General features: G+C 68.9%; 26 protein-coding genes. 11 read left to right on the forward strand and 15 right to left on the reverse strand.

Features of this window, described 5'->3' with window-relative positions:
* Positions 1 to 56: 56 nt before the first annotated feature.
* The 5 genes from DT073_RS00430 to DT073_RS00450 all read left to right on the forward strand — a co-directional run bounded on the left by DT073_RS00430 (position 57) and on the right by DT073_RS00450 (position 6,225).
* A complete protein-coding gene (locus DT073_RS00430; RefSeq protein ID WP_240638656.1) occupies positions 57 to 1,517 on the forward strand; it encodes an APC family permease in 1,461 nt (486 codons plus the stop codon).
* Between the two features lie 65 nt (positions 1,518 to 1,582).
* Entirely contained in the window at positions 1,583 to 2,515 is a 933-nt protein-coding gene (locus tag DT073_RS00435) for a MurR/RpiR family transcriptional regulator (protein ID WP_205782965.1), read from the forward strand.
* Positions 2,516 to 2,556: 41 nt separating this feature from the next.
* Positions 2,557 to 3,843, forward strand: coding sequence for a type I glutamate--ammonia ligase (locus DT073_RS00440; protein ID WP_124291615.1), 1,287 nt, complete (start codon positions 2,557 to 2,559; stop codon positions 3,841 to 3,843).
* Positions 3,833 to 5,005, forward strand: coding sequence for an amidohydrolase family protein (locus tag DT073_RS00445; RefSeq protein WP_124291616.1), 1,173 nt, complete (start codon positions 3,833 to 3,835; stop codon positions 5,003 to 5,005). The genes DT073_RS00440 and DT073_RS00445 overlap by 11 nt, the downstream gene beginning before the upstream one ends.
* Entirely contained in the window at positions 5,002 to 6,225 is a 1,224-nt protein-coding gene (locus tag DT073_RS00450; RefSeq protein WP_240638657.1) for a M20 metallopeptidase family protein, read from the forward strand. The genes DT073_RS00445 and DT073_RS00450 overlap by 4 nt, the downstream gene beginning before the upstream one ends.
* A gap of 33 nt (positions 6,226 to 6,258) precedes the next feature.
* Here DT073_RS00450 and DT073_RS00455 read toward each other — a convergent pair whose 3' ends face one another.
* The 8 genes from DT073_RS00455 to DT073_RS00485 form a co-directional block, all read right to left on the reverse strand.
* On the reverse strand, positions 6,259 to 7,908 hold the full coding sequence (locus tag DT073_RS00455) for an ABC transporter ATP-binding protein (protein ID WP_205782967.1): 1,650 nt from the start codon (positions 7,906 to 7,908) through the stop codon (positions 6,259 to 6,261).
* A complete protein-coding gene (locus DT073_RS00460) occupies positions 7,902 to 9,575 on the reverse strand; it encodes an ABC transporter ATP-binding protein/permease (protein ID WP_124291618.1) in 1,674 nt (557 codons plus the stop codon). Before DT073_RS00460 ends, DT073_RS00455 begins: the two co-directional genes overlap by 7 nt.
* 15 nt (positions 9,576 to 9,590) lie before the next feature.
* Positions 9,591 to 10,607: an ABC transporter substrate-binding protein gene (locus DT073_RS00465; RefSeq protein ID WP_124291619.1), complete on the reverse strand. Its 1,017-nt coding sequence runs from the start codon at positions 10,605 to 10,607 to the stop codon at positions 9,591 to 9,593.
* A 29-nt stretch (positions 10,608 to 10,636) separates the two neighbouring features.
* A complete protein-coding gene (locus DT073_RS00470; RefSeq protein WP_240638658.1) occupies positions 10,637 to 11,377 on the reverse strand; it encodes an ABC transporter ATP-binding protein in 741 nt (246 codons plus the stop codon).
* Between the two features lie 47 nt (positions 11,378 to 11,424).
* On the reverse strand, positions 11,425 to 12,468 hold the full coding sequence (locus tag DT073_RS00475; RefSeq protein ID WP_240638659.1) for a FecCD family ABC transporter permease: 1,044 nt from the start codon (positions 12,466 to 12,468) through the stop codon (positions 11,425 to 11,427).
* A gap of 188 nt (positions 12,469 to 12,656) precedes the next feature.
* Positions 12,657 to 12,782, reverse strand: coding sequence for a hypothetical protein (locus DT073_RS16115; RefSeq protein ID WP_276310456.1), 126 nt, complete (start codon positions 12,780 to 12,782; stop codon positions 12,657 to 12,659).
* A complete protein-coding gene (locus DT073_RS00480) occupies positions 12,725 to 12,946 on the reverse strand; it encodes a helix-turn-helix domain-containing protein (protein ID WP_353681942.1) in 222 nt (73 codons plus the stop codon). Before DT073_RS00480 ends, DT073_RS16115 begins: the two co-directional genes overlap by 58 nt.
* Positions 12,947 to 13,033: 87 nt before the next feature.
* Positions 13,034 to 13,696: a stage II sporulation protein M gene (locus DT073_RS00485; protein WP_124291621.1), complete on the reverse strand. Its 663-nt coding sequence runs from the start codon at positions 13,694 to 13,696 to the stop codon at positions 13,034 to 13,036.
* A gap of 108 nt (positions 13,697 to 13,804) precedes the next feature.
* Between DT073_RS00485 and DT073_RS15735 the strand changes: the two genes are divergently transcribed.
* From DT073_RS15735 to DT073_RS00495, 3 genes are read left to right on the forward strand one after another with little or no spacing between them, the layout of a single operon-like run.
* Positions 13,805 to 14,053 (forward strand): hypothetical protein, encoded by a 249-nt coding sequence (locus DT073_RS15735; RefSeq protein WP_164478107.1) that lies wholly within the window; start codon positions 13,805 to 13,807, stop codon positions 14,051 to 14,053.
* Between the two features lie 38 nt (positions 14,054 to 14,091).
* Positions 14,092 to 15,204, forward strand: coding sequence for a sensor histidine kinase (locus tag DT073_RS00490; protein ID WP_164478108.1), 1,113 nt, complete (start codon positions 14,092 to 14,094; stop codon positions 15,202 to 15,204).
* Positions 15,201 to 15,821, forward strand: coding sequence for a response regulator (locus DT073_RS00495; RefSeq protein WP_240638660.1), 621 nt, complete (start codon positions 15,201 to 15,203; stop codon positions 15,819 to 15,821). Before DT073_RS00490 ends, DT073_RS00495 begins: the two co-directional genes overlap by 4 nt.
* Before the next feature lie 325 nt (positions 15,822 to 16,146).
* Here the strand turns inward: DT073_RS00495 and DT073_RS00500 are convergent, their stop codons facing one another.
* The 4 genes from DT073_RS00500 to DT073_RS00515 are packed head-to-tail and all read right to left on the reverse strand — an operon-like array spanning position 16,147 to position 18,569.
* Positions 16,147 to 16,509 carry a hypothetical protein gene (locus DT073_RS00500; protein WP_124291623.1) on the reverse strand — a complete coding sequence of 121 codons (363 nt, stop codon included), beginning with the start codon at positions 16,507 to 16,509 and terminating at the stop codon, positions 16,147 to 16,149.
* The gene (locus DT073_RS00505) at positions 16,506 to 17,528 is read right to left on the reverse strand and encodes a CPBP family intramembrane glutamic endopeptidase (protein WP_124291624.1); all 1,023 of its coding nucleotides are present in this window, start codon (positions 17,526 to 17,528) and stop codon (positions 16,506 to 16,508) included. The genes DT073_RS00500 and DT073_RS00505 overlap by 4 nt, the downstream gene beginning before the upstream one ends.
* Positions 17,525 to 18,136 carry a DUF3887 domain-containing protein gene (locus DT073_RS00510; RefSeq protein WP_124291625.1) on the reverse strand — a complete coding sequence of 204 codons (612 nt, stop codon included), beginning with the start codon at positions 18,134 to 18,136 and terminating at the stop codon, positions 17,525 to 17,527. The genes DT073_RS00505 and DT073_RS00510 overlap by 4 nt, the downstream gene beginning before the upstream one ends.
* Positions 18,137 to 18,167: 31 nt before the next feature.
* Positions 18,168 to 18,569, reverse strand: coding sequence for a RidA family protein (locus DT073_RS00515; RefSeq protein WP_124291626.1), 402 nt, complete (start codon positions 18,567 to 18,569; stop codon positions 18,168 to 18,170).
* Between the two features lie 124 nt (positions 18,570 to 18,693).
* Between DT073_RS00515 and DT073_RS00520 the strand changes: the two genes are divergently transcribed.
* On the forward strand, positions 18,694 to 19,074 hold the full coding sequence (locus DT073_RS00520; RefSeq protein ID WP_124291627.1) for a winged helix-turn-helix transcriptional regulator: 381 nt from the start codon (positions 18,694 to 18,696) through the stop codon (positions 19,072 to 19,074).
* On the opposite strand, the gene DT073_RS00525 is transcribed toward DT073_RS00520, so the two are convergent.
* Together DT073_RS00525 and DT073_RS00530 are read right to left on the reverse strand one after the other, a co-directional pair.
* The gene (locus DT073_RS00525; RefSeq protein WP_164478109.1) at positions 19,058 to 19,744 is read right to left on the reverse strand and encodes a GOLPH3/VPS74 family protein; all 687 of its coding nucleotides are present in this window, start codon (positions 19,742 to 19,744) and stop codon (positions 19,058 to 19,060) included. The two genes, DT073_RS00520 and DT073_RS00525, sit on opposite strands and share 17 nt — an antisense overlap.
* Positions 19,741 to 20,514: a MerR family transcriptional regulator gene (locus tag DT073_RS00530; protein WP_124291628.1), complete on the reverse strand. Its 774-nt coding sequence runs from the start codon at positions 20,512 to 20,514 to the stop codon at positions 19,741 to 19,743. Before DT073_RS00530 ends, DT073_RS00525 begins: the two co-directional genes overlap by 4 nt.
* Before the next feature lie 161 nt (positions 20,515 to 20,675).
* Here DT073_RS00530 and DT073_RS00535 point away from each other — a divergent pair, with 161 nt between their 5' ends.
* Both DT073_RS00535 and bla read left to right on the forward strand, forming a co-directional pair.
* Positions 20,676 to 22,445, forward strand: a complete 1,770-nt coding sequence (locus tag DT073_RS00535) for a CocE/NonD family hydrolase (protein WP_124291629.1) — start codon at positions 20,676 to 20,678, stop codon at positions 22,443 to 22,445.
* Positions 22,442 to 23,389 (forward strand): class A beta-lactamase, encoded by a 948-nt coding sequence (gene bla, locus DT073_RS00540; protein WP_124291630.1) that lies wholly within the window; start codon positions 22,442 to 22,444, stop codon positions 23,387 to 23,389. Before DT073_RS00535 ends, bla begins: the two co-directional genes overlap by 4 nt.
* 1 nt (position 23,390) lies before the next feature.
* Here the strand turns inward: bla and DT073_RS00545 are convergent, their stop codons facing one another.
* Positions 23,391 to 24,356 (reverse strand): alpha/beta hydrolase family protein, encoded by a 966-nt coding sequence (locus DT073_RS00545; protein ID WP_205782968.1) that lies wholly within the window; start codon positions 24,354 to 24,356, stop codon positions 23,391 to 23,393.
* Positions 24,357 to 24,358 lie beyond the last annotated feature (2 nt).

A 24,358-nucleotide genomic window follows, 5' to 3' on the forward strand; every position in this document is an offset into this window, starting at 1 on the left:
TAGTGTTCACTTCAGTCATCGGACGTTCAACGGAGAACACAGAAGAAGGGCACGCCATGGCAACGACTTCGGATGCGACGACATCGCGCGCGGCCGCACGGACCCAGGCCGCGATGCGACCGAAACGCGCCCTGCGCACCTGGGAGGTCGCGGCGATCTCGGTCGGATTCATGGGACCGGTCATGGCGATGTCGCTCAACGGCATCGGAGTGGCGGGCCTGGTGGGACCCCAGGTGCCCTTCACCTTCATGGTCGCGTTCGCCGGGACCCTGCTGGTGGCGTACGGCTTCGTCCGCCTGACCCGCCGCATCAGCCACGCCGGCTCGGTGTACGCACTCGCCGGGTCGACCCTCGGCCCCCGCGCGGGCTTCTTCGGCGGCTTCGCGCTGCTCGGCACCTACATCTTCTTCGCGGCGTGCATCGCGGGCGCCTGCGCCGTGTTCTTCGAAGCGATGGCCGCAGAGATCGGCTGGCAGCTGCCGGGATGGGCGTGGTTGGTCGTGATGGCCGCGGTCACCCTGGCGGCGCTGGCTCTCACCATCCGCGAATCGACCGTCACGGCGCGCACACTCCTCGGCATCGGCCTAGTGGGGATCGTGGTGATGCTCGTGCTCGCGGCCATCATCGTCATCCGCGTCGGGGTCGGGGCGGCGCCGGTGTCGACCGGCGTCGACCTCTCGGTGCTCCTGCCCGGAGCCGCCGCCCCGAGCGCCATCATCACCGCCTCGGTCTTCGGATTCCTGTCGTGGGCGGGCTTCGAGTCAGGCACCTCGCTCAGCGAAGAGACGCAGAACCCCAAGCGCGTGATCCCGAAGGCGATCCTCCTCGCCGTCATCGTGGCGGGAGTCGTGTACGTCTTCGTGATGTTCGCCCAGACGATCGGATTCGGCACCGACGAGGCCGGCGTCGCCGCTTTCGCGGGCGCCTCGTCGACGCTCACCACCCTTGCGACGACGTACGTCGGGCCCTGGTTCGCCGTGCTGATCGCCGTGATCGCCTTCTGCGTGGCCTTCGGTGCGCTCCTCAGTGTCGTCACCGCCGCTTCGCGCCTGATCTTCGCCCTCGCCCGCGACGGCTTCGGCCCGGGCGCCCTCGCCGCGCAGAACCCCCAGACCGGCGTTCCGACGCGGAGCGTCATCGTCACCGTGGCCCTCGTCGCCGTCATGTCGCTCGGACTCGGCCTCCTGGGCGCCTCGAGCGTCGACGTCTACTACTGGTACGCCACCATCGGCACCCTGTGCATGGTCGTCGCCTACGGGATGACGGCGGTCGGCGTCATCCGGCACACTCTCACCCCCGATTCGCGCATCCGTCGCTGGGAGCTCGTGTTCCCTGTGCTGGGACTGGGCTACCTCGCCTTCGTCTACGCGATCCAGGTCATCGGTCAGCAGGCCCCGTATTCGTACTTCCCGTGGATCGCGGGAGCGTGGTGCCTTCTCGGGCTCGTCATCGTGCTGGCGCGGCCGAAGCTCGCCGAGCGCATCGGCCAGCGCCTCATCCTCGAGGATCCTGAGTAATGCCGCGACGCGGCGGCTCTATGCTGGCGGAGCCGCCGCACGGCGCCGAGTGTCCGGGAGGTCACGTGCGCGATCACACCCCCACGGGCGCACCGCGCGCCACCGAGACGCGGACGGTGGCCACCCGCGTCCGGGAGGCCATGGACAGCCTCTCGCCCGGTGAGCGCCGCGTGGCCCGCGCACTGCTCGCCCACTACCCGGCGGCGGGGCTCGAGACCACCGTCGGCCTCGCCGAACGCGCGAACGTCTCGGGTCCGACCGTCATCCGATTCGCCTCCCGCCTCGGCTTCGCCGGGTACAAGGAATTCCAGGCGACGCTGCGGCGAGAGATCGAGGCACGCCAAGCATCACCGCTCTCCCTCACGCATCGTGCCGGCGAAGCAGGCGAGACCGACGACATCCTCGATGCGGCGTCGCACTTCATCTCCGACATCGAAGCGACGATGCGCGCGATCCCGGCGTCGGAGCTGCGAGACGCGGTGGATCTGCTCGCCAACAAGCGGAACCACCTCGCAACCATGGGCGGCCGGTTCTCGGGGGTGCTCGCGGAGTATCTCCACCTGCACCTCAAGCAGATGCGCCCGCGTGCGGCCCTGCTCCGCACCCCCGACGATGCGGCCACGGCCCTGATCGACCTCGACAAAGAGCATGTGCTGGTGGTCTTCGACTTCCGCCGCTACCAGGACGACATCGTCGGATTCGCGCGCGAAGCCGCACAGCGCGGCGCGCGCATCATTCTGATCACCGATACCTGGATGTCGCCGATCTCGGAGGTGGCCGATGTCGTCCTCCCGGTCGCGATCGAGTTCCCGAGCCCGTTCGACAGCTACGTCGCCGCGACCGGCGTCGTCGAACTCGTGGTCGCAGCCCTGCACCGCAAGCTCGGCACCGAGGCGAACGCGCGCATGGCCGCCTACGACGACGCCGGAGCGCTGCTGTCACCGAGGAGCGTGGGCTCCGACGGCGAAGAGGCGATGAAGCAAAATATTCAGCAATAGTGACTATTCACGTCTAGTGAAGAGTTTGTTACATTCGGTCCATGACCTCACCCCCCGCCATCTTCGTCGCCACGTGCGACTTGGCAGCACAGATACGCGGACGTTCTGTGCCTCTGACCTCTGAGACCTCGGTGATGCGATCGGGAACCGGATGGGTGCCGGCGAATCTGGCACTGACCTGTTTCGGAGACCTCGCCGACGCCCCGCTCGACTCCACCGGAGACCTGCGGCTTCGGCCCGACCCGACTGCGGTGTACGACATCCCGGCCATCGGCTCGCTTCCCCCGCTCCGCCTGATGATCGGCGGGCAGACCGACCTCGACGGAACCGACTGGGACGGCGACTGCCGCGCCTTCGCCCTTCGCGCCCTCCACGAACTGGAGGAGCGCTACGACGCCACCATCACCGCCGCGTTCGAGCACGAGTTCCTGCTCGAGGGACTCGCCACCGAAGGCGTGCCGTTCGGACTGGACCGCTACCGCGCGGCCGAGCCCTTCGGCAGCGAGCTGCTGGGGCTGCTGGCCGCAGTGGGCCTTGACCCCGACAGCTGGCTCGCCGAGTTCGGCGCGGAGCAGTTCGAGGTCACCATCTCGCCTGCGGAGGGGATCAGCTCGGCCGACCGCGCCATCGTGCTGCGCCAGCTCGTCCGCGACCTCGCCTCCCAGCACGGGCTGCGCGCGGGTTTCGCGCCGATGCGCACCGTCGACGGCGTCGGGTCGGGCGTGCACGTCCACTTCTCGATGCGCACCCGCGCCGGCGATGCCCTGCTCTACGACCCCACCCGAGAGGGTTCCCTGAGCTCCTTCGGGGCCCGGTTCGCCGCCGGCATCGTGCGCCACGCGCCGGCGCTGGTCGCCTTCACCGCACCGTCGCCGGCCTCGGGACTCAGGCTCGGCGAGCACAAGTGGAGCTCGGCCGGGGCATATCTGTCGCAGGCGGATCGCGAAGCGCTGCTTCGCATCTGCCCGACCACGAAGCTCTCGGCTACCCCCGAAGCACTGCAGTACAACCTCGAGTACCGCGCGGCGGATGCGACCGGCAATCCCTGGCTCATCCTGGGGCTCCTCGTTCGCGCAGGTCTCAGCGGCCTGGACGGCGACGTCGAAGAGCCCGTCCTGATGGCGCCGCCTGCGCCCGGATCTCCGATCCGCCCTCTGCCGGCCACGCCGGAGGCCGCACGGCAGGCGATCGACGACGACCCCGAACTGCAGAGCTGGCTTCCGCCGCTGCTGCTGCAGACCTCCCTCGCCGTGCGCGACGCGGAGCGGGCCGCCACCCAGAACCTCAGCCCCGAACAGATCGTCCAGAAAGTCGCCCGTGTCTACTGAATCCACCCGCACCGAGCTCCAGGAGTATTTCGATGCCCTGGCCCTCGTCGACCATCACGTGCACAGCGTGACGATCGGCGATTTCACGCGCCCCGCGTTCGAAGCGCTCATCACCGAGGCACCGGAAGCCCCCGCTGCGCCGGCCGACCAGTTCGATTCGCAGATCGGCTTCGCCATCCGCCGCTGGTGCGCGCCGGTTCTCGGGCTGGCGCCGCACGCTGACGGCACGCAGTATCTCGAGCGACGGACTGAACTCGGTGCCGATGACGTGAACCGCCGGCTCCTTCGCTCCTCAGGCGTCGGACGCCACCTCGTCGACACCGGTTTCCGGGCCGAGCTGCTCGCCGACAACGACCGTCTGGCGGAGCTCGCCGGATCACGGGTCGACGAGATCGTGCGCATCGAAAGCATCGCGGAATCGCTGGTGGACACGGATGTCGCGGGTGCCGGCTTCGCCGACGCCTTCCGGCACGAGCTGAGCCGGAGAACCCGGCACGCCGTCGGCGTGAAGTCGATCGTGGCCTACCGCTACGGCTTCGACTTCGATCCGGAACGGCCCTCGGAGGAGGATGTCGCGCGCGCCGCGACCGCCTGGCTCGACGCGGATCGCGCCGCCGGCACCGCGCGCCTGGACGACCCCGTGCTCCTGCGCTTCGTGCTGTGGAGCGCGGTCGACCTGGGTCTGCCGATCCAGTTGCACACCGGCTACGGCGACCCCGACCTCGACCTGCGGCGCACCGACCCCCTGCTACTGAAGGGCTTCCTCGAACGCATCCTGCACAGCCGTCCCACACGGCCCACGCCGATCGTGCTCCTTCACTCGTACCCGTTCCACCGCCACAGCGGCTTTCTCGCACAGGTGTACCCGCACGTGTTCTTCGACGTGGGGCTCGCCGTCAACTACGTCGGGGCGCGTGCCCCCGAGGTCGTCGCGGAGAGTCTGGAGCTCGCGCCGTTCCGCAAGATCCTGTTCTCCTCCGACGCCTGGGGCCCGGCCGAGCTGCACGCCCTCGGCGCACTGCTCTGGCGGCGATCGACCGCCAAGGTGCTGGCCGAATTCGTCGACGACGACGAATGGAGCCTCGCCGATGCGCGGCGGGTCGGCGAGATGATCGGGCGGACCAACGCCGAGCAGCTGTACCGCCTCGAGGGAGTCTCGTGATCCCGGCCCTCCGCTCGGCCGAGGCGACGCTGTTCGCGAGCGTCGACGAACAGGTTCCCGCCGCGATCACCCTGCGGCGGCAGCTTCATGCCGAACCCCGTGTCGCCGGCGACGAAGGCGACACCCTCGCCGCGATGGTCGCGGCGCTTCCCGAGGGCGCCGAGGTCGACCTCATCCCGGGGCACGCTGCAATCGTCACCTACCCGGGTGACGGTCCACTGATCGCGTTCCGGGCCGAGCTCGACGCACTCCCCCTGAGTGAAGACACGGGTGTGGCATGGGCGTCGTCGAACGGGGCCATGCACGCCTGCGGGCACGACGTGCATATGGCCGCGGTCGTCGCGGTCGTCCAGGCGCTCCGTGCTGCCGAGGAGCCGATGCCGGTGACGGTCCTCCTGCAACCTCGTGAGGAGACCTACCCCTCCGGGGCGCTCGACGTCGTCCACAGCGAGGCCTTCGGTGCCCGCGGCATCCAGTCGGTCATCGGCGCGCACGTGCAGCCGCTCCTCGAGTCGGGACTGATCTCCTGCACGCCGGGAGTGGTCAATGCCGCAGCCGACGAGTTCACCGTGCGGTTCACCGGGAACGAGGGGCACGCCGCGTACCCGCATCTGACCGCAGACCCGGTGCTCACCGCCAGCCAGTTCGTCGTCGCCGCCCAGCAGATCGTCAGCCGCAACACCGACCCGATGTCGCCTGCCGTCGTGACGGTCGGGACGATCCATGCCGGGCAGGCGGCGAACGCCGTGCCCCACGAGGCGGTGCTGACCGGCACACTGCGCGCCATGCATCCCTCCACCCGCACACTCCTGCATCTCCGGCTGCGCGAGATCGCCGACGGCGTCGCCGCCGCGCACGGATGCCGTGCCGAGGTCTCGATCGTCGAAGGCGAACCGGAGCTGTTCAACGCCCCGGCCCTCACCGAGGTGGCGCGCAGCCGGCTCGCGGGCCTCGGAGCGCTGAGCCCTCGGGAGATCCGGTCGTGCGGCGCGGATGACTTCGCCTATTACAGCTCCACAGTGCCGTCGATCATGATGTTCGTCGGAGTTGATGCGGCAGGACAGGGCCTGCACTCCCGCGACTTCCTCCCCGACGACGCCGCTGTCGGCTCGACCGCCCGCGCGTTGCTCGCGGGGTATCTGGCCGCTCGCGAGGCGAAGACCCTGGGTGCGGGCGGCGCGCTTCGCGAAGAAGTCACGTCTCAGGTGTTCCACGACTGAGAGCGCCGTGGGGTGATGCTTTTCCGGCGACGCTCACTGCCGTGGAGACGAGCCGTCGAGTCGCACGATTCGATCCGCGAAGGCGACCGTTGCCGGCCGATGCGCGATGAGCAGGACGGCGCGCGTGTTCGCCTGACTGAGGAAACCCATGATCGCCGCGTCGGCGTCCGGGTCCAGTGAAGCCGTCGGTTCATCGAGGATGAGCACGCGAGGATCGCGGAGGAGTGCTCGAGCAATGGCGACCCGGGCACGCTGCCCGCCAGAGAGCCCCGCCCCATGCTCGCCGACGACGGTGTCCAGCCCATCGGGCAGCCCCGCCTCCGAGCGGAAGATGCCCGCAGACCTCGCGGCCCGGTCGACCGCGTCAATGCCGGCGTCAGGATCGCCGAGGACGATGTTGGAACGGATCGTGCCCCGAAGAAGCGGCGAAGACTGGGGCACGGTCGACACGAGGCGCCGAAGCCGATCATCAGGGAGATCCCGGATATCGATCCCGTCGATGCGCACCGAACCGGCGTCCGGATCCCACAGGCGCAGGGCGATCCGCGCCATCGTGGTCTTCCCCGCGCCTGACCTTCCCGTCAGCGCCACGATCTCGCCGGGACGCACCCGCAACGTGACGTCATCGAGAACAGGCCGATCACGAGAGTACGAAAAGCTCACCCCGTCGAAGACCAAGCCCGCGTCATCCGGATTCGTCGCGCGCGGTCGCCGATCCCCCGCGTCATCCTCGAGGGCGGGCGGAAGGTCGAGTACGTCGACGATGCGGGCGGACGCCGCTCGCAGCGTGCCGGCAGTGCGCAGAACGTCGGCGATCTGTGCGGCAGGGCCGATGCCCGCCACAGCGATGGTGACGGCGAGGGGAACATCCTGAGGCGCGACGGCGCCGTTCGACAGCACGACGATGACGATCGACCCGATCGCCGCGAACGCCAGAGTGAGATCGGCGATCGCGCGCTCCCCGCCCAGGCGCGACGCCTCCGAAATCTGCGTGCGTCCCAGCGCACGAGTGTCGTCCGCGAGTCGCTGCAGCTGTGCGGGGAGCCTTCCCGCACCAGCCAGCTCCCGCAGGCCGCGAACGGTGTCGAGGACCTCCGATCGAAGCGCCGCCGCTCCAGCGGTCAACCGCGCACCCGCGCGTTCCGCGCGCCGTGCGCTGAGGAGGGGCGTTGCCACTCCGACGACGAGAAGGGGCACCCAGACGAGGAGAAGAAGCGGAGTGAGCGCGATCGAGACCGACACGCTCACAACCAGCACCAGCGTGGCCCCGACCGTCTGCGCCGCAGTATGGGCGTACAGCCACTCGAGGGTCTCGATGTCGGCGACGATCGCCGTCGTCACATCGCCGGTGCGCCGGCGACCCGATCGCGCGGGAAGCGCCCCGCGCAGAACGGCGAACACGCGCCCACGCAGGAGAGCGATCAGCCGGTAGGCAAGGTCATGGGACGTCCAGGACTCGCGCCACAGCGCCCCGGCGGCGATCACCGCCCCCACCGACAGGCCGATCGCCGCCGAAGTCAGATCGAACGGAGCGCCGACGATGGCCTGCCCGACGGCCCAGGCCAGGCCTATGGCGACCAGCAGAGTCGCCACATGCGCGAGGGCACCCCACGCGACAGCCTCGATGAAGAGGGTTCGTCGAGCGCTGATGAGGGGCAGAAGTCGCCGGATACCACTCACCACGCACCTGCACCTTCGAAAACCGCGGAGGCCGGAGAGCCCGCACCGGATGCCGCGACCGAGCCGTCCCTCAGGAGCAGCCATCGCGTTGCGTGCCTGCAGGCTGAGGACCGGTGGGCGATGATGACGACCGTCCGCTGCGCCGTGGCTGCGTGCACAGCGTCGATGAGGGCGCGCTCTGTGTCCGGATCGAGCGCGGATGTCACCTCATCGAGAACGAGGACCGGGGCAGGCGACAGCAGTGCGCGCGCCAACGCGAGCCGTTGCCTCTCTCCTCCGGAGAGCTGCTCACCGTTCTCGTCCAGGATGGTTCGATAGCCGTCGGGCAACGCCCGGATGACGTCGTGGATCTGAGCGATGCGCGCCGCAGCCTCGACCTCGGAGTCGCTGGCCGCTGGACGGCAGAGCCGGAGATTGTCGGCGATGGTCCACGCGAACAGAACGGGATCCTGGGGGACGACCGCCACCGTCGCCGCCCGCACCCGATCGCTCAATGCGCGCAGATCGACGTCGCCGACCCGGATGGTGCCCGCGTCGGGGTCGACGTCTCGCTCGAGCAGACGCGCGATCGTGCTCTTGCCCGACCCGGACGGGCCGATCACGGCGAGGCACTCCCCCGGCGCGATCCGCAGTGAGAGTCCCGCGACCCCGCGGCGCCCACCGGGGTAGTAATAGGACACGTCCTCGCACTCGACACCGGTCGCGTCCACCGCCTCGTCCCGGCATCTACGGGCCCGGTGCGGTGTGGTGAGGAGCTCTTCGAGACCGTCGACCGCAGTCAGACCGACATAGCCCGCATGCCACTGCTCGCCGAGCTCCTGCACCGGGCGGAAACACTCGCGCGTCAGCATCAGGATCACGATCGCCTGCGTGGCCCCGATCTCGCCCCCGGCAAGGGCTGCGACTGCCGCCACCACCGTCAGAACGGTCCCGCCCAGGCGAGCCAGTGCGCTCACTCCGGTCTCCGCCAGCGACAACCGCAGCTGAACCATCGTGGCATCCCTCAGCCCGTCCGCATCCTGCCTCAGCGACTCGCCCGTGCGTCGTCCGGCGCCGAATGATCGGAGGAGGGGGATGTTCTGCAGTGCCTCCACGTAATCCGACGACAGCCGCGCGAAGCGGGCCCACCTCCCCCGCCCGTTGCGCAGCAATCGCGCGTCCCACGCGCGAGGAGCGAGGACCGCGACGGCCGCTGCCGCAGCCAGGACCATGCCAGGCACCGGGGCTTGCTGCCACACCGCGACGACAGCAGCGAGCGGCACCACCATGACGACGAGCAGTTGGGGGAGGTATCGCGTGAAGTAGGGGGCGAGACCCTCGACACCGTCGATCACCGTCGTCGCGATCGCGCCCGAGTCACGGGCGTGGGACGGCACGTCGACGAGGCGATCGAGGAGCCGCGCGCGAAGCGTGATGCGCACCGATGTACCCAGCCGTGCGGCCACGGTCTCTCGGACCCAGATCAGAAGCGCTCGCACCACTGCGATGAGCAGGAGCAGCGTCAGCAGGCGGGGAAGGTCGGCTCCACCGTTGACGAGATCACCGATCACCAGCCCCAGGGCGAGCGCGAAACCGAGATGAAGGGCACTGACAGCAAGACCGATCACCGAGAGCGCGACGATCACGCCGGGGACTACGCCCGCAAGCTCGAGAAGTCGACGGTGGATCACGACGCGCAGGACCTGTCAGAACGCGTCAGGGTACAGCTGCTCCGCGAGAAAGCGAACCGCCGAGACGTTGCCCAGCGTTCCCGGGAACATGTCGGAAGACGGGATGGCGATGATCCTTCCGTCCCGAACGGCCGGCATATCAGGGAAGGTCTGGGTGAGGTAGTCGCGCATCATCGCCTCGTTCGCTTCGTCATAGGGCGAGATCACTAGAGCCTCCGGAGCTGCCTCGGCCAGAGACTCAGGACTGATCGTCGCCGCGAAGAAGTCCGAGAACAGCTCCTGGTCGGGCGCATACACGTTGTCGGCACCCGCCAGCTGGAGGATGTCGTACTCGACACCGGCGCCGATCGCCTGGATGGCGTTACCCTCCACGTACACCTGGGCAACCCGGACCTCGTCGACGGACGCCGTTGCCTCGGCAACGTCGTCGAGGATGGCGCGCGTCTCTGCCGCCAGCGCTGCGGCCTCGCTCTCCACGTCGAAGATCTGCCCCAGGTTTTCGAGGTCGGTGAAGAGGTCGGCCACTTCGCCGGTCATGCGGCGGTCCTGACATCCGCCGGATGCGACATAGACCTCCGCTCCGGCTTCGGTGAGCTGGTCGACGCTCGCGAAACCCTGGTCCGCCGAGAACTCGTACGTCGTCGGGGAGAAGACGAAGTCCGGCTGCGCAGACAGCAGATCCTCACGACTGGGCGGCATCACCCCTCCGATGACAGGGATGTCCTCAGCCTGAGCGGCGACGTCGGACGGCAGGCTCTGTGCCATCGCCTGCGCCTGGCCGACCAGCAGATCCTCCAGACCGAGGCGGAGCATCAACTCGGTCTGCGCCGGGTGCATGCCCACGGCGGCTCGGGGCACCCCGTCCAGGGTCAATGTGCGTCCGCAGTTCTCGATGGTGACGATGTCACCGGAGGCGGAGGGTGCGGCAGCTTCGACAACGCCCCCTCCACACCCTGCGAGGAGCAGCGCGGACAGTCCGAGCGGGATGGCGAAGAGCGGGGAGCGACGGTGAGCTCGTGGGTAGGTGGGCATAGATCTGGCTTCCTGATGGTGGTGGGCGATCACGGGTGAGAAAGGACACCTGTCACGGTGCGCTCGAGCGGGCGGAACGCGAACACCTTCTCGCGTCCGTCGCTGAGAATGCGGGCGTCGACCCCGAAGGTCGAACGAATGAGGTCGACCGTCAGAACGTCGGAAGGTGAGCCGCTGGCGATCACCCTCCCCTCTGCCAGAACCACGACGAGATCGCAGTACCGCGCTGCGAGATTCAGATCGTGCAGAGCAACGATGACGGTGGCACCCAACGATCGCACCGTGGTCATGAGGTCGTGCTGGTGACTGATGTCGAGGTGATTGCTCGGTTCGTCGAGAATCAACACGGGCGTCTGCTGCGCCAGCGCCCGCGCGAGCATCACGCGCTGACGCTGCCCGCCTGAGAGCGAGGCCACCATGCGATCGCTCAGGTCCTCGATCTCGGCCCTGCGCAGAGCGTGCGCGACGATCCGTCGATCCGCCGAGGTGTCTCTGCCGAAGGTGGTCCGATGCGGCGCGCGTCCGAGCAGGACGGTCTCCTCGACGGTGAGGTCGAAGTCGAGAACGGCTTCCTGCAGCATGACGGCGACAGCTTTGGCTGCCTGCCGCGCGGTGACCGACCGCACGTCGCGATCACCCACCGCCACGGTGCCCGAGACGGGGGCGACAGCGCGATACACCGTGCGCAGCAATGTCGACTTGCCCGACCCGTTCGGTCCGACGAATCCGGCGACGGCGCCCGAGGGGATGTCGATGGTCGCGCCGTGCACGATGGCACGGCCCCCGCGTAAGACGGTGACGTTCGAGAACCGGACCCTCATCGACCGAAGCCCGCCTTCTCGGCGCCGTCCCGACGCATGAGCCACAGGAAGAACGGCGCCCCCACGAATGCGGTGAGAATGCCCAGGGGGATCTCCGTGGGCGCGGCGACGGTGCGCGCCAGCAGATCGGCGGTCACCAGGAACACCGCACCGCCGATGACGGTGAGCGGGAGCATTCGCCGGTGATCGGCCCCGACGAGGATGCGGGCGATGTGAGGAACAACCAAGCCGACGAACCCGATGCCGCCGGCAACCGAGACGATCGTTCCAGTCAGCAGCGATGCCACCACGAGGAGGAGGATGCGCAGGCGCGCCGGGTCCACCCCCAGCGAGATCGCCGACTCGTCTCCGGTCATCAGCGCGTTCAACGACCGCGACCACAGGGCCGCGACGGTGCAGGCCACAACGAGCGCAATGGCAGGACCGAGGAGGCTGCTCATGGTGGCAGCCGACACGCTGCCGAGGAGGAAGAACAGGACGCCCACGACGTTCTGCGCGTCCGTCGATATCGTCAGATAGCTCGTCACGGCGCTCAGGAGTGTGCCCAGAGCAACGCCGGCGAGGATCATCCGGGTGGGTGACACCGTGCCTGAGGACCGGGCCAGCAGAGCCACGGCCACACAGGTCGCAAGAGCACCCGCGAACGCCGCGATGTTCAGCGACAGCCCACCCAGCGCTGCTGAGCCGAGCACGATCACCGAAACGGCACCGACGCTCGCACCCGATGACACGCCCAGGATGTACGGATCAGCAAGCGGGTTGCGGACGGTGACCTGCATCAGCGCTCCCGCCAGCGCGAGCCCGGCTCCCGCCAGGGCAGCCAACATCGCGCGGGGCAGCCGGAACTGCCACACCGCCTGATCCTGCAGCGGCGTCAGCGAGCCATCCACCATCCACGGCATGCCGGGAACCAGATGCCCAAGGACGATCTGGCCCGCTTGAAGGAGCGTGACGGGCACCGAGCCGACTGCCGCGGAAATGACGAGAAGCAGAGCGAGAACGCTCACAAGCCCCGAGCACCACAGGGGGGTCGCTCGCATGGCGCGGCGACGCTGCCTGGCTTGTTCGGCGGCGGGCATGACGCGCTCGAAGGAAAGTCGCGTCGCAGCAGGCACGGACCAATGCTATCGAGAATGATTCTCGTTCCCAACCACGTGGAGATAATGGGATGCTCACTCTCCGGCGGCGTCACAACTCGGTCGCGCAAGGGCCAACCCTGCCCAGTCAGCTATCCGCCCACCGATTCGTCGCCGATCTCGGAGATCTCGGCAACCGACTGAGCGTGCAACTGCAGCATCAGCAGGGCGCTGTCACTGATGAGGGCGGCGTTGGCATCCCCCATCGCCTCGAGCACTTTCCGCGGTACAGCTTGAACACGTAGACAGGAGAGACCTTCGCCTCCCGCGCCGTGTCTGCCACCGTCGTGCGGTGGTATCCACCCCGGCCGAACTCCCGCAGCGCCGCCGCCGCAAGGAGTGGACGACGGGAATCGGCGGGCGAGAGCATGGACTGAGGCATGAGAGTGACCGCGCACTCACTCTGCGTGATGTCGAAACGGGGTGACCGCGCCCCCACGCGATCACCCCGCTCGGCTGGGTGCCGAGGCTACAGAAGGAGCTCACTGAGCGGCCCGACCAGGTACCGCAGTGAGTACGCCTCCCAGGCCGCGCCGATCACGAGAAGGACCACTGCCGGCAAGGCCAGAAGACCGATCCGCTGGAGGCCTCGGACGTAGCCCTGCCGCCGATTCTTCGCCCCCACGGTGCGGGGGAAGAGCCAGTGCTTGCCGAGGAGGTACGCACCGAGGACGAGCATCAGGTAGGCCTGGAGCTCGATGATCACCGTCAGGGCGTGCGGGATCTGCGCGACCCATCCCACCGGAGTGGTCGGGACGAGCGTGATGCCGGTCTGAAACGCCCAGTATCCGAAGAATGCCAGTCCGGCGAAGGGCACGATGAGGGACGGCAGGACGATGGTGAACAGGCTCAGCCGGACCACGTTCACCCCGAGGATCACGAGGCCGAACAGCACCGGGTTCATGAACACCCTCGCCACCAGGTCGGCGTCACCGTTCTCTTCGAGCGCGGCGATGCGCGCCTCGTTGAGCTCGGGGAAGATCAGGCCGATCACGAAGCCGATCAGGACGAGTCCGTACGTGGCGAGGTTGAGGAGAAGATACACGCGGGCGTTCTCGCGGATGAGCCGGAAGGGCCGCCGCCACAGGGGCACGCGTGCCGTCGGGACAGGAATGGTCGATGTGGAGGTCATGCATCCATCGCACACGGTGCGGAGCCTTTCGTGCAGTGGCGTCACGTCACGACGAAAAGTGACACCACGTCACTACCGGAGCCCGCCCCATGCGACGACGCTGGCACGGTGACCAGACTTCGCCGCACACTTCTCAGCGGCCTCATCGCCATATCGGCCGTCATCTTCCTCGCCTACATTGGTCTGTACTTCTTCGATTTCGGTCTCTTCGTGACCCTCCCCGAGGGCATCACGCGGATCTTCATCGAGAACCCCTTCCTGATGTACGCGGCCCTCGCCCTCCTCGTCGCGGCGATGATCGCCAAGATCCGCACCGACCGCGCGATGAGGCGAGACCGCAGCGGGGAGCAGAACTGATCCGAGACGTCCACCAGGATCCCCCCATCGATGCCCGCATGCGGCGGGTGTCGATGCTCAGCGCGATCGCCGCCCTCGCGCCCCTGAGCATCGTGGGTGTGGCCCTCACCGCCCGATCGTGGTGGGAGGGCGTGACGATGGCTTTCGGCTATCTGCTCGCCCTCGGCGTGCTGCGGGCCTGGAGCCTGGACGGCTATCCACGGCACGCGATCTTCGCCCTGGTGTTCACCGCGGCGACCTGGACCGCCGACTCGCTGCGGGGCACGACCTTCATCGGGTTCGTCCCCCTTGCGCTCGTCGGTGGGATGCTCCTGCTGCGAACCGGGCGCTGGAGAATCTGGGTCGGGTTCTTCGCGATCGGGGTGGCGGCGATCGGCGCCAGCGGGTTCGCGTTCCGCCCCCCGACGTGGATCCTGTTCGCCTCGTATGTCGTCGTGCCGTTCATCGGCACGCTGTTCGTCTTCGGCGTCATCCTCACGTGCGAGCAGGCGTGGCTCATCGCTCGGCGGTTGGACCGCGCGAAGCAGATCGAGGCCGATCTCGCCGTGGCCCGCGAGCGCGTGCGCTTCGCGGGCGATCTGCACGACATCCAGGGCCATTCCCTGCACGTGATCAAACTCAAAGCGGCGCTGGCGAGGAAGGTGATGCGCATCGACCCGGATCGCGCGGATGCCGAGCTCGGCGAGATCCGCCGGATCGCCGACGAGACGATCACGGCGACCCGGTCGCTGGCGTATGCGCACCATGAACTGAACCTCGTGGCCGAGCTCGAGAACGCCAAACGGCTGTGCGAGGCTGCCGGCTTGTCGGTGGAGGCCCGCTTCGACGGCGACCCCGGCGCCGCCACGCACCCGCTCCTGGCCCAGGTGCTGCGGGAGGCGACGACCAACCTGCTCCGTCACGCCCATCCGACCAGCGTCTGGATTACGGCGTCTCCCGTCGCCGTGGAGGTGGCCAACGATGGGCTCGGCGCTATGCCTGACGATGCGCCCGACGATGAGGCGGAGATGAGCCTTCGGGGCCTGGCGAGACTGCGCGCGCGAGTGGAGAACGTGGATGGCACCCTCGAGATCACGCGCACCCCGGAGCGATTCGTCGTGGCTGCGCGCATTCCGGCGGATTCCACTGAGCGAACGAAGGAGATGATGTGACGACCGACGTGGAGCCCGTCCGCATCGTTCTGGCCGATGACGAACGCCTCCTGCGCGGCGCCCTCGCCGCGCTGCTTCCCCTCGACGGCACCATCGAGGTCGTCGCGCAGGCCGACAACGGCGCCGATGCCGTCACCGCGACGCGGCGGCACAGCCCCGATGTCGTGGTCATCGACCTGGAGATGCCGGAGTTGGACGGTCTTGAGGCTGTCCGCGAGATCCTGGCGGAGCGGCCCGAGCAGCGGGTGCTGATGCTCACCCGGCACGCCCGGCCGGGGGTGCTGCGACGCGCACTGGGACTCGGGATCGTCGGCTTCATGAGCAAAGGCGCCGATCCCGAAGAGATCGCCGAGGTGATCCACAAGCTCCACGCGGGCGGGCGATGGATCGCGCACGACGTGCTCGAGGCATCCGTGGTGGATGACTCACCCTTGACCGATCGGGAGGCAGACGCCCTGCGCGAGACCCGTGAGGGCTACTCGGTCAGAGACATCGCGCGACGACTGCACCTGGCGCCCGGCACGGTGCGCAACTACCTCTCGAGCGCGATGCAGAAGACCGGCGCCACCACCCGGCACGATGCGGCAAGAGCCGCCCGCGACCGCGGCTGGCTGTGAGAATGGGGCGGCGCGGAGCTCCGACGCGATACCGGAGCGGTGACGAGGCGGCCCTTGTGAAGCCAGCTGGGCGCGCTGAGTTCAGATGAGAAAGACGAGGATCGGCGCCCAGATCGTGGTGAGGCCCGGGCAGCGACCAATACTCTGACCGGAGACTCCCCGGACCGGCGGACGAGGTCAGCGCTCCCCCGGCTGACCGCAGCGTGCGGGCACCCGGACTCGCGGCCGTGACGTGGAGTCCAGGCCCCCTTGAGCATCCCTCGTCGGTACTGCGCTCGAGGGGGCCGCCTCTGATCCGACGTGGCACCGGTCAGAGGCGGGCACGTCAGCCCCGTGAGCCCCGGCGGTGCAGCTCACCCGCGACAGCGGAAGGGTCGTCGACGGTGAGGACGAGTTCATCGAACCGGGGCTGCGAGGCGAGACGGATGATCACGACGTCGCCGCGACCGGAGACGTTCCAGAACTGGCGCCTGCCGTCGGAGAGGAACCTGCCCGAGACCTTGCCGAAGAGGCGCAGGCCCGGCCACCTCCGTCCCCGCGGCCGCACCTCGGCGGCGGGGCGAACGGAGACGCCCTTGACAGCCGACATCGGCACGACGATGCGGCGAGTGAACGACCAGACCTTGTCGAGACCCTTCGGCTCGACGACCAAGTTGCCGCCCGTCACGGTGACACGGGTGCCGCTCACGAGCGGGCCTTCGTCGCGGTGTCTGCGAGAGGCTGCGCCGCGGCATCCGACAGTCCCGCCGTCTGCTCGGCAGCGGGGCGGGCCGGACGGAACTGGCCCGTGACGATGAGGATGACGACGAGGAAGACCGGGACGATCCAGCCGCTCCAGCCGAGCACCGTGGCCTGCGCGGTGTCGATCTGTTCGCCGGCCATCGCGAAGAGCAGGAACGACCCGGCGGCGCCGTTGAATGCCGCGTGAGCGAGGGCGGCGGGCCAGACCGACGCGGAGCGGATGCGGAGCCATCCGAACACCGCCCCGATCACGATGCACATCGCGACCATCGCGGAGAGCCCCAGCCAGCCGGGCGCGTCGGGATAGTTGTAGCCGAGAAGGATGAGCGGCGCGTGCCAGAGCCCCCAGATGACACCGGAGATGAGGATGGCGGGAAGCGTGCCCAGCGGCAGGAGCTTCGGGAGCAGCCAGCCGCGCCAGCCGAGCTCTTCGCCGAGGGCGGGGATGAGATTGATGAAGGCCGTGAGCGGCAGCATCGCCAGTTGCAGGGCGATGATGACGCCGACGGGGATCGGGACCTCGCCTCCGCCCGCCGCGGCGAGCTGGGCGTCGAGAACCTCGCGGAACGCCGAGAAGTTCACGAAGTCCGCCGGGTACACCCCGAGGATCGCCCCGATGGGGAGCGCCACCAGCACGAGGGCGATCGGCACGAAGATGCCGAGGGCGCAGTAGGCGATGAAACGTCCGAGGGGACGGAACGGGGTGAGGCCCAGGGCCCTGGCCTTGCGGGCGGGGCGCTCGACGAAGAACACCACGATGAGCGCGGCGATCGCGGGCGTCATCATGGTGGCCACCGCGACGACCATGAACCAGGGGGATGCGAGGCCCTCGCCGAACCACAGGGGAAGGGCGAACAGCCAGGCCAGCACGAACGAGATCGCGAGGAAGATGGCGATCAGGCGGCCGTCGCCGGGCGCGAGGCGTGGTCGTGTCGCCCGGTCACGGGAGGTGTCGGTGACGGTCATGTCGTCTCCTTCGCTTCGATGAGGTGCAGGCCGGCGATGGTCCTGTCGTCGCGGAATGCGATGCGCGCGGCGTAATCGCCGGCCTCCATGGCCAGGGGTGTGGTGGTGATCGTGACGTCGGCAGCTCGCACGACATCGGTCTCGCCGACCCCCTCGAGGGCGCCCGAGAGCGCCTGGATCTGCGCCCACGCGGCGGCGAGGGCGTCTTCGGAGAGGCCGTCGCGCATGGTCGGGTCGAAACGCTCGGTGATGCGAGCCCAGCGGCCGCTCGCCAGGTCGTCGACGACGGCGGAGGCGAGCTCCGCGGCATCCGGGATCGGAGGAGCGTCGACCGGCTGCCCGGTCGTGGGATCGGTCGGCCGGCCGTAGCGCTGGAAAGCAGCCTGCCGGGTCACCCCCAGCGCCTCACCGATCGCCTGCCAGGTCATGCCCGATGCGCGGGCGTCGACCACGACCGCACTCACGACGGCGTCGGCTGCTGCCCGCATCTGCAGCGCCCGCCGGATGGCGCCGGCGGCATCGGGCTGCTGCTGCAGCACGGGGGCGGCGAGGAACGCATCGGTCTCGGCGCGGAGGGCACTCAGCGCGTCTGTCACGTTCAGTTGCATGTGTCAAGGCTACGTTGACAAAAGCAATCCGTCAATCCAGGACGGCCGTCGCCTCCACTTCGACGAGGATCCCCGGCTGGAAGAGCGACTGCACGCCCACCAGCGAGGCCGGCGGTGCGGTGAAGCCGATCTCGTCGGCCACCCGGGCGACACCATCGGCGAAGGCGGGGTACTGGGCGACATCCCAGTCCGCGACATAGACGGTGAGACGAACGACATCGGCGAACGTCGCCCCGACGCCGGCGAGCGCCGCCGCGACATTGCGATAGGCCTGCGCCACCTGACCGGCGAGATTCGGGGCGATCAGTTCACCCTGAGCATCCCAGCCCACCTGGCCTGCGACGTGCACATGCCTGGTCCCGGTCGCGACCGCGACGTGGTGATAGGCGTCGGTGACCGGAAGGCCCTCGGGATTGAACTGCGTGACCGTCATCGGAGTCTCCTTTCGCGGCACCGTCGATCGGCGCGGCTAGTATCTCTGTGATACTCGGTATCTGCTGGATACTTCAAGGTGCCGAAGAGACGAGCACGTAACCAGGTGACGGGAAGGAAACCGGATGTCGCGAAGGGAACTCGCCGAACTCTCCGGCGCACGACGCGAGCTGCTCGACCAGACGCTCGACAAGTGGTCGATCTCGGTCCTCGCCGTGCTCTGCGACGGCCCGCAGCGCTTCAGCCGCCTGAGGTCGGAGATCGAGGGCATCACCCAGAAGTCGCTGTCGCAGACGCTGCGACGGCTGGAGCGCAACGGCATGATCCACCGCCGCGTGATCGACACGTCGCCGATCGCCGTGGAGTACCGCATCAGCGACCTGGGCCGCACCCTCGAGGCGCCCATCGCGGCCCTGCAGGCCTGGGCGACACAGTCGCTGGTCGACGTCGAGGCTGCACGCGACCGCTACGACGCGCGCCTCGACGCACCTACCTCAGCGCGATAGTGGCGATCATCACGCTGTTGACGATCATGGCCGTCATCACGCCCTCGACCGCCTCACCGGCGCCGGCGGCACCCCAGTCGCCGCGTTCGAGCTCCTCCGCGCGCGTGTACACCGCCGAGTTCCAGGGGATGCCGGGATCGAACTGAGGCAGCGTGCCGCTCGCCGACAGCAATCCCGTCAAGGCCGCCAGCCGCGGAGTGGGTGACACCCCATCGACCAGGACGCCTCGGACGTCGGCGAGCAGCTGGTCGCGACGGCCGGTGCCGCCGTCCTTCAGCACCGTCGTGGGGAAAATGCCGAGCGCCTTGGCCTTCTCTTCTCGCAGTTCGCCGCGCGCGACGAGGCGATCGATCAGAGGCTGACGCAGCGTCGGCCCGATCGCCGGCAGGACCGTCTGCACGCCGCGCGGCTTGTCTTGGACGGAGGTCCACGCTGCACGGAGAAGCTCATCGGACGGAGCCCGGTCGGCGACGGCGGACATGTTGACGGTGCCGCTCCAGGTCTTCTCGGTCGTGACGCGCTGCTCGAGCCCGAGCTGAGCGAGGACAGCCCCACCGAGGACGTAGAAGAGCGTGTTCTCGCCGGCGATGGTTCCCGAATCGGGTTGGAAGAGGAGGAGCAGCAGGTCTTCCGCGATCGTCGGCGATTCGTATGCTCGAGAGTCGTTCATCCTTCGTCCTCCTTGTTCATCAGGGCGCGTTCCAACGCGTCCAGCTCCTCGAACTGACCGGTGGCGATCAGGTTCGCGCGGTGCAGCACCTCGAGCTGAGCGACGTTGTAGAGCTGGCCGACTGCCTGACCGACGGTCGCCTCGGCGTGAGCGGCATCACGGCGGGCGTACGCGCCCGGGTCACGCAGCCACGGGTAGGCTTCGTGCGCTTCAGCCAGATCCGGCGCCAACTCCTCGCCGAGGCGGCGCCGTGTGGCGCGGTCGGCGTCGGCCGGCAACGCCGCGAGCGCGACCTCGGCCGGTGACACGGGAGTGTCGCGGATCATCTGCTCCAGCTCGCCGATGGCGTGATCGTCGAAGACGCGCGAATAGATCATGACCAGCGACTGATCCGGCTCGGTGAGCCGGTCGGCCAGCGGAGCGAAACGAGCGGGAAGCGACGCGGGAGAACGGTGCTGCAGGATGACGGCGAGCTCTTCCCGAACCCGTTGCAGCCGATCGATGGTCGCCGCCAGCTCGGCATCGAGCACCGCGATGGCGTCATCGGGACGCTCTTCGGAACGGTCCAGCGTCGCGATCTGTGCGAGCGGAACACCGAGCTCAGCGAGCCGCACGATCTGCAGCAGCCGGACGAGGTGCGCCACCTGGTACTGCTTGTACCCGTTCGACAGCCGCTCGGGCTCCTCGAGCAGGCCGACCTTGTGGTAGTGCCGAACGGCCTTCACCGTCGTGCCGGCCAGGTCGGCGAGCTGTCGCGTGCTCCAAGCCATGGTCGAGCTCCTCGGGGTCTATTCTGCGCAGCATCCATTCCAAACCATGCCCCAGGGGCACGGTCAACACCCAGCCCCAGACTTGACCGTGCCCCGAGGGCACGGTCTGAGGTGGGAGCCGACCCGAGATTCCGCCCGTCGCGCTTCGGTACGCGCGACGGATGACTTCCGAGGAGACCATCGTGCACCTATCCGCGCTGCGCTGCCGCACCCTCGCCCTCGGGGCGATCATCCCCCTCGCGATCGGCCTCGCAGCCTGCACCGAAGCCCCCGCGGCGACGGTCGCCGGCGACACCGAGGCCGTCACCCACGAGGAGAACGACCGCGTCCCCGAGGGCGCAGCCTGGACCCAGCATTACTTCCCGTCGGCACCGGGCCTCGACGGTGAGGAGGTCGAGCTGCACGCCGACGTCCTGCTTCCCGACGACCTCGCCGAGGGCGAGCAGGTTCCGGTCATCCTTTCGGTGGGATCGTACTTCGGCCACTCCGGCGAGATCACCGACGAGGACTGGACGCATCCCGGCCCTTCGGACCGGTTCGCCGACCTCATCGAGGGCGGCGATCTGTTCGACGAGCGCTATGCGTTCGTCATGGTCGACCTGCGCGGTTTTGGCGGATCGACCGGATGCTTGGACTTCATGGGCGACGGCGAGCAGGCCGACGTCGCCGCGGCGATCGAGTGGGCGGCGTCACAGCCGTGGTCGACGGGCGACGTGGGCATGTACGGCAAGTCGTACGACGCCATCACCGGGATCGTCGGCACCGTGCTCCAGCCGGAAGGCCTCCGTGCGGTCGTGGCGCAGGCACCCATGTGGGACAAGTACCGCAACAATCGGTCGGGGGGCGTCCCCCGGCTGCCGCTGACCGTCGCCGTGCAGACCTACAACGAGATCGCGACTCTGGAACAGCTGCCCGATGACACCGAGCGCTACCGCGAGAACGCCGCGTACGAGCAGGCACATCCCGAGTGTGTCGCGATCAACACGCTCAGTGCCCAGACCGCGGATCCGGCATCGCCGTATTGGACGAGCCGAGACTTCGCCGCGCGCGTCGAGGGGTCGACGACCCCGCTGCTGTTCACGCAGGGGTGGGCGGAGTGGAACACCGAGTCGGAGGCGATGGAGGAGTTCCTCGCGAACCACGAGGGCCCGGTTCGGGGCTGGTTCGGACCGTGGGATCACATCCGAGGCAACGAGGTGGATGAAGACGGCACCGTGAAGACCGGTCGCGAGGGGTGGTTCGACGAGGTCATGGCGTTCTACGACGAGCACCTCAAGGGCGTCGAGCCGACCGAGGAATACCCTGCCTTCGTGATTCAGGACAACACGGGGTCGTGGCGGGCGCAGGAAGACTGGCCCATCGTCGACGAGACCGCCGACATCGCCCTGCAGGGAGGCTCGTACCTCGACGACGGGGCCGAGGGCGACCCGACCGTCGACACCGGCAACCGCTTCGTGCAGACGTCGGAGCCGGTGGCCGCAGACACCAGGATCACCGGCACCCCCTCGATGACGCTCACGTCGGAGGGCCACGGCAACCTGATGGTGAAGCTGTACGACGTCGCCCCCGACGGCACCGCCGTGCTGATCAACGAGCAGGTCGCCGCCGTGACTCCGGGAGAGGTGACGCTGGAGATGAAGGCCGGCGACTGGCGGCTGGCCGCCGGGCACGCGCTGGCCGTGCAGATCGGTACCATCGAAGCCGGTCCGCTGAGCGACTGGATCGACACCCCGTCGAACGAGCGCATCGCGGTCTCGGACGTGCAGCTGAAGCTCGCGCTGCAGGACCCCGCCGCCGACGTCGACATCCCCGGCGAACGGGCACTGTACCTCGACAGCTATCTCGCCATCTCGACCGCCACGCTCCCTGAGGCGCCCACGACCTTCACGATCGACGGCGCGGAGGGCGGAACATCTTCAGGAGGGGAATGAACACCATCCCGTGGGTCAGAGCCGTCGCGGGGGCGCTCGTCGCGGCATCCGTCCTTCTGATCGCGCCGGCCTGCGCGCCGTCGACGGAAGTTCCGGATGCCGCGACACCGGCGCCGACGCCGACGTCAACGCCGACTCCCACGTCCACGCCGAGCGCGATCGATCTGGGCGCCGAGCTCGGCGCACTGGAGGCGACCTACGACGCCCGGGTCGGGGTCTACGCCCTCGACACCGAGACGGGGCAGACGGTGGCGCATCGCGCCGACGAACGCTTCGCCTACGCCTCGACCTTCAAGGCGCTGTTGGCCGGCGTGGTCCTGCACGAGATCGACGACCTCGACCGCGTCGTCACCTACAACAGCGAAGCGCTCGTGAGCTACTCCCCCGTCACCGAGCAGTACGTGGCGACCGGCTTGAGCATCGGCGAGCTGGCCGAAGCGGCCGTTCGCACGAGCGACAACACCGCCGCCAACCTGCTGCTCGACCAGCTGGGCGGGCCGGAGGGATTCGCCGCCGCACTCGCGCGATCGGGCGACGAGATCACCCAGCCCGAACGGCGCGAGCCCGAGCTCAACTCGGCCGTACCGGGCGATCCGCGCGACACCAGCACGCCTCGCGCGCTCGTGGAGACGCTGCGGCAGTACGCCCTCGGAGACCTCCTGGCCGACGCCGAGAAGCAGACGCTGATCGACTGGATGAGCGGCAACAGGACGGGCGACACCCTCATCCGCGCCGGAGCTCCCGAGGGATGGACCGTCGCCGACAAGTCGGGCACGGGCGGTCACGGCACGCGGAACGACATCGGCCTCGTCTGGCCTCCGGACGGCGAGCCGATCGTCATCGCCGTCCTCACGACGCGGGGTGTCGGCGACGCCGCCACCGACGACGCGCTGGTCGCCGAGGCGGCTGCCGTCGCGCTGGCGGGCCTCACGGAGGACGACTAGCTCACCGACTGTCGATCCGGCCGATCCCCCCGCCGGCGCGCGCGAAGGTCTCACGAGCCTCGTGCCAGACCTGCGGGTCGCCGCCGGCCGCCGCGCGCAGATAGGCCGCAGAGAGACGGGCGAGAACGGCGACGCGCTCGGGATTCTCGTCGGTGGTCTCCGCCGCTTCCCAGCTCGGAATGCCCCCGAGCGAATGCTCGGCGCCGAACAGCGTGAGCAGGTCGGTCGCGCCGGCGCTGTGGACATACGCGTCGGTGAACCAGTCCGGCCCCCGGCTCGACATCTTGGACTGATCCCGATCCCCCGCCACGACGAGGGTCGGGGTCGTCAGTTCTGCGAAGGACGGGTTCATGAAGGGGAAGTGCGCCTTCGCGAACGGATGCAGCTGCTCTCCCCCCAGCCCGGTCGCCGCGAGCAGGACGCCGGCGATGACGCGATCGTCGCCGTGGTCGCGACCGACCGCGCCGTCGGCGCCGATGGTGCGTGCACCGAGGAGCAGCTGCACGGTGTGCGCACCCCAGGAGTGCCCCGCCGCGACGACGGCGGCCCGGTCGATACGGCCCGCCAGCCCCGGCATCGATCGCTCGATCACGTCGAGCTGGTCGAGCACGGCCACGAGGTCATCCCGCCGCTGCAGCCAGATCGAACCGAACCGGTCGTCGTCGACGCCGATGCCGTGCCGGCGGGAGTCGAGGTGCGTGGGCTGGACCACGACGAAGCCCTGCGACGCCCAGAAGGTCGTGAGGGGAGCGTACCCGTCGAGCGACCAGCCGTTTCCGTGGGAGAACAGCAGCACCGGCAGGTCGCGACCGTGCGCGGGAACCGAGACCCGCACCTCGAGCGGGAACGGTCGCGCCGGCGCTGCGAGGGTGACGGGAGCGACGGACACGACGGGCGCCGACGCACCCAGCACGGGGTCGAGGGCGGCCACGATGGTGGAGTCGCGAAGCGGGGTGGGTGTGTGCACGA

Origin of the sequence: Microbacterium sp. ABRD28, from assembly GCF_003850245.1 — a bacterium.
Classification (GTDB): domain Bacteria; phylum Actinomycetota; class Actinomycetes; order Actinomycetales; family Microbacteriaceae; genus Microbacterium.

Coding starts and splice junctions, on each gene's coding strand:
- DT073_RS00530 (WP_124291628.1), bottom strand. CDS start 20,514: ATGGCTTGGAGCACGCGACAGCTCGCCGACCTGGCCGGCACGACGGTG.
- DT073_RS00465 (WP_124291619.1), bottom strand. CDS start 10,607: ATGCCCACCTACCCACGAGCTCACCGTCGCTCCCCGCTCTTCGCCATC.
- DT073_RS00505 (WP_124291624.1), bottom strand. CDS start 17,528: ATGACCGTCACCGACACCTCCCGTGACCGGGCGACACGACCACGCCTC.
- DT073_RS00485 (WP_124291621.1), bottom strand. CDS start 13,696: ATGACCTCCACATCGACCATTCCTGTCCCGACGGCACGCGTGCCCCTG.
- DT073_RS00510 (WP_124291625.1), bottom strand. CDS start 18,136: ATGCAACTGAACGTGACAGACGCGCTGAGTGCCCTCCGCGCCGAGACC.
- DT073_RS00480 (WP_353681942.1), bottom strand. CDS start 12,946: ATGCCTCAGTCCATGCTCTCGCCCGCCGATTCCCGTCGTCCACTCCTT.
- DT073_RS00515 (WP_124291626.1), bottom strand. CDS start 18,569: ATGACGGTCACGCAGTTCAATCCCGAGGGCCTTCCGGTCACCGACGCC.
- DT073_RS00430 (WP_240638656.1), top strand. CDS start 57: ATGGCAACGACTTCGGATGCGACGACATCGCGCGCGGCCGCACGGACC.
- DT073_RS00475 (WP_240638659.1), bottom strand. CDS start 12,468: ATGCGAGCGACCCCCCTGTGGTGCTCGGGGCTTGTGAGCGTTCTCGCT.
- DT073_RS00490 (WP_164478108.1), top strand. CDS start 14,092: ATGCGGCGGGTGTCGATGCTCAGCGCGATCGCCGCCCTCGCGCCCCTG.
- DT073_RS00525 (WP_164478109.1), bottom strand. CDS start 19,744: ATGAACGACTCTCGAGCATACGAATCGCCGACGATCGCGGAAGACCTG.
- bla (WP_124291630.1), top strand. CDS start 22,442: ATGAACACCATCCCGTGGGTCAGAGCCGTCGCGGGGGCGCTCGTCGCG.
- DT073_RS00520 (WP_124291627.1), top strand. CDS start 18,694: ATGTCGCGAAGGGAACTCGCCGAACTCTCCGGCGCACGACGCGAGCTG.
- DT073_RS00535 (WP_124291629.1), top strand. CDS start 20,676: ATGACTTCCGAGGAGACCATCGTGCACCTATCCGCGCTGCGCTGCCGC.
- DT073_RS00440 (WP_124291615.1), top strand. CDS start 2,557: ATGACCTCACCCCCCGCCATCTTCGTCGCCACGTGCGACTTGGCAGCA.